Origin of the sequence: Amycolatopsis panacis (genome assembly GCF_003600245.1) — a bacterium.
Classification (GTDB): domain Bacteria; phylum Actinomycetota; class Actinomycetes; order Mycobacteriales; family Pseudonocardiaceae; genus Amycolatopsis; species Amycolatopsis sulphurea.
In genome coordinates, this window is record NZ_QZFV01000029.1 from 1 (window position 1) to 3573 (window position 3573).

The window sequence follows — 3573 nt, forward strand, 5'->3', positions numbered from 1 at the left end:
GCCGACCCCGATCCAAGCCCGGCTACTCGACCTCCTTGCGGTCGACCCCACCCAACCGCCATGATCAACAAATCCGGAGTTCCCGGGTCCGCCCACCATCACTCATGTGCGAAACACCCGGCTAGCCTCTACGCCGCGAAGAGCATGATGCCTACCGTTCCCGACAGCGCGTCGCTGTTCCAGAAAACGCTGGTGCAGCAAGCAAGAGCATCCAGCTTGCGCCTGCAAGGCCGATACAAGGAAGCCCTGGAGCTCTTCCTCGAAGTTCTCCACAGCTGGCACTCGCAAGGACATCACGAGCAATACAACGCCAGGGCCACTGCGCACGACGTCGGCCTTACTCTCACGGAACTGGGCCGTCCAGCTGAAGCGATTCCCTACCTAGAGCAAGATCTCGAACTCACCCGCCGCCATGGCGACGCTGCGGAAATCGCCCAGTCCCTGCACTCTCTAGGCCTCGCGCAGAAAGCGAACGACCAGCTCGATGACGCCGAAGCCTCGCTGGCTGCTGCGGCGGAAGGCTTTGCCTTGTGCGGTATTCCCATCGCCGAAGGCGCCGCGCTAAACGACCTCGCGCTCGTCCTGTACCAGCAAGATCGTCAAGGCGAAGCGTGCCGTCATCACCTCACCGATTTCAGGCTATGCGAGTCATTGGGAGATTCGGAGGGAGCCGCGCTCGCTCTCGTCGGCATAGCGAACAACCTCATGAGCCTCGGCGCGGAACACGCCCCGTACGCGGCAGATTGCCTCATTCACGCACTAAGGCGAGTCGATAGCCGGACTAGCGGCAGAGCCATCGGCTCGGCGGTGGCATCGGTGGGAGAACTCGCCTACAGCCTAGTACGGCAGCCGCAGTGTGTGATCTGGCGGCGTGTCGTGGTCATGAGGACGGCCACCGCGTGATCGACTTCAAGGTGTGTTGGATCTCGAAGAGGACGCGGTGGCCGCGTCGTGGACAGTAGCCGATGATCGGCTTGCTCGCTGGCGGGCCAGGTTCGATGACGTGTTCGCGCTGGTCGCGGGGCGTTTCGCGCAGGCGGACTCACGGCGGCGGGCTCGGATGTATGTGCTGGGACTGCTGTCCAAGGCGGAGCGGAAGAACTCGTGGACGATCGCCGAGCAAGCCGGCGACCTGTGCCCGGACGGCATGCAGCGGTTGCTGAACTTCTACCGCTGGGACGCCGAGGAGGTCCGCGATGATCTGCGCGGCCTCGTGCTGGAACGTCTCGGCGACCGCAGCGGGGTCGCGGTGGCCGATGAGACCGGGTTTCTGAAGAAGGGCACCACATCCGCTGGAGTGCAGCGGCAGTATTCCGGCACCGCCGGACGGATCGAGAACTGCCAGCTCGGCGTGTTCCTGACCTACGTATCGGTCAAGGGACGCGCGTTGATCGACCGTGAGCTGTATGTCCCGGCGTCCTGGACCGAGGACCGAGACCGCTGCCGAGAGGCCGGAATCGCCGACACCATCGAGTTCGCGACCAAACCCCAGCCCGCCCGGCGGATGCTGGAACGACTGCTCGACACCGGCTCCGACGTCGAGTGGTTCACTGCCGACGAGGCCTACGGCGACAACCCCGGCCTGCGCAGCTGGTGTGAGCAGGCCGGCCTGAACTACGTCATGGCCGTCTCCTGCGATCACCACTTCGACACCCCCGCCGGGACGATGCGCGCCGACGACCTCGCGACCGCGGCACCTCGGAAGGGCTGGCAACGGCTCTCGGCCGGGATCGGCAGCAAAGGACACCGGCTCTACGACTGGCTCCTGATCGACCCCGCCACTCCGGGCGGGCAGCAGCTGCTGGTCCGCCGCTCGATCAGCAAACCCACCGAGCTGGCCTACTACATCTGCCACTCCACCTACCCGGTGCCGGTCGCCGAACTCGTCCGGGTCGCCGGATCCCGCTGGGCAGTCGAGGAAACCTTCCAGTTCGCCAAGAACGAAACCGGGCTGTCGGGTAGCCCCGGCGCATTGCTGCGCCGAGGCCCCCTCAGAACCGGACGTGCCCGCTTTCCGAGCATCCGGCTCAAGCAGCCACAGGGGCATGCGGGTTCGATGCGGTGGGCTTCCCGTCTTTGCCGATCTGGCGTCGGCAGGAAGCATGCACGAGGCGAGTTCGATCACCGTCCGGCCCGGCGCGTTGTCCCGATCGCCCGTCGTGCACGAGATAGTCATGCGCGATGGCTTTGCGGGTAACGGTCAACCACCATCTTTCCCACTCCCGTGGAGATTGCGGCTGATCGGCGGTGAGCAACGGGTCTGTACACAGTGGACAAAGGCCGCGTTGCCGATCGAGCAGGCGTAGCGTGTAGTTGTCCAGCGGAGGTTTGACCCGCCGCCGCCGTGCGGTCCAGTAGCTGGCCAGGTCCGGATCGTCCGGAGACGACGTTCCCGCCACCATCTGGTGCCGGACGATGTCGGTCCAGGAAAACCGGATCAGGTAAGGCACAGCGCCGTGATCGTCGATACGGTCACGGGCACCGAAGACCCACCGGTCGTTCCTGAACTTGTTGAACCTGCCGAAATAGCGGCCACAGATCCACCACTTCGACTTGTTCGGGTGAGTGTGCTTGGCCCACTTGTATGTGAGCTTCCACACGTGATAGTCCAGCGCATGAAACGTCTTGCTGGACACCCCTCCCCGGTAATAGGCGGCCCACCCACGGATGATCGGGTTGAGCCGGGCGACCACCGCCATCGCGTTCGATCCACGCAATGCGCGCATCTCGACCGAGAGCCGTTCCCGGAGCCGCCTCAGTGCCGCCGTGCTCGGTTTGATCAGCAGCTTGCCTCCCTGATAGCGGCGGACGTTGAACCCCAGGAAGTCAAAGCCATCCTGTCCGAGGTGGACGATCGTCGTCTTCTCCTCGTTGAAGGCCAGACCCCTGGGCGCCAGCCACTCGGCAAGCCGCGCTTTGACCTGTTGCGCCTGCTGCTGACTGTGGCAGCATGCGACCAGGTCGTCGGCGTACCTGACCAGAGCCGGGCAACCCGACATCGTTCTCCCGGCGTGAACACCGGAAGCGTGATACCGGACTCCTGCGGCTTCCTCCAGTCCATGAAGCGCCACGTTCAAGAGCAACGGGCTGATCACACCGCCTTGAGGAGTGCCCTCGTCGGTCGGCGCGAAGCCTTTGCCCGGCTCGAGCACTCCCGCCTTGAGCCACTTGCGGATCATGTCCCTGGCGGGAAACGATCCGATCGCGGCGAGCAGACGGGAATGATCGATTCTGTCGAACGCCGTGGACAGATCGGCATCCAAGATCCACACCCGTTTCGCGGTCTTCCTGCGCAGGATCGTGAACAACGACGCGATCGCATCCGCGCAACCACGACCCGGCCGAAACCCATACGATCGGGGCTCGAACCTGGCCTCCCACTCCGGTTCCAACGCGGCACGGACCCTGGCCTGATGGCAGCGATCCATGATCACGGGGATGCCGAGTGGCCTCAGTTTGGCCCTGTCAGGTCCTTTCGGTATATGCACCCGCTTGACCGGCAGCGGTTGCCAGGACAGGACAGTCTGATGCACCCGCACCGCCATCTCCATCCTGGCCGAGGACGTCAAGGCG

At 64.5% G+C, this 3573-nt stretch carries 2 protein-coding genes and 1 pseudogene; 2 read left to right on the forward strand and 1 reads right to left on the reverse strand.

Annotated elements, in window-relative coordinates:
• Nucleotides 1-60 precede the first annotated feature (60 nt).
• Nucleotides 61-903, forward strand: a complete 843-nt coding sequence (locus D5S19_RS02430) for a tetratricopeptide repeat protein (RefSeq protein WP_120021685.1) — start codon at nucleotides 61-63, stop codon at nucleotides 901-903.
• Between the two features lie 13 nt (nucleotides 904-916).
• On the forward strand, nucleotides 917-2197 hold the full coding sequence (locus D5S19_RS32800; protein ID WP_120021686.1) for an IS701 family transposase: 1281 nt from the start codon (nucleotides 917-919) through the stop codon (nucleotides 2195-2197).
• Nucleotides 2198-2582: 385 nt separating this feature from the next.
• Here the strand turns inward: D5S19_RS32800 and D5S19_RS32805 are convergent.
• Nucleotides 2583-3551, reverse strand: a pseudogene (locus D5S19_RS32805) (reverse transcriptase domain-containing protein); the annotation flags it as partial.
• Nucleotides 3552-3573 lie beyond the last annotated feature (22 nt).

Coding starts and splice junctions, on each gene's coding strand:
- D5S19_RS02430 (WP_120021685.1), top strand. CDS start 61: ATGATCAACAAATCCGGAGTTCCCGGGTCCGCCCACCATCACTCATGT.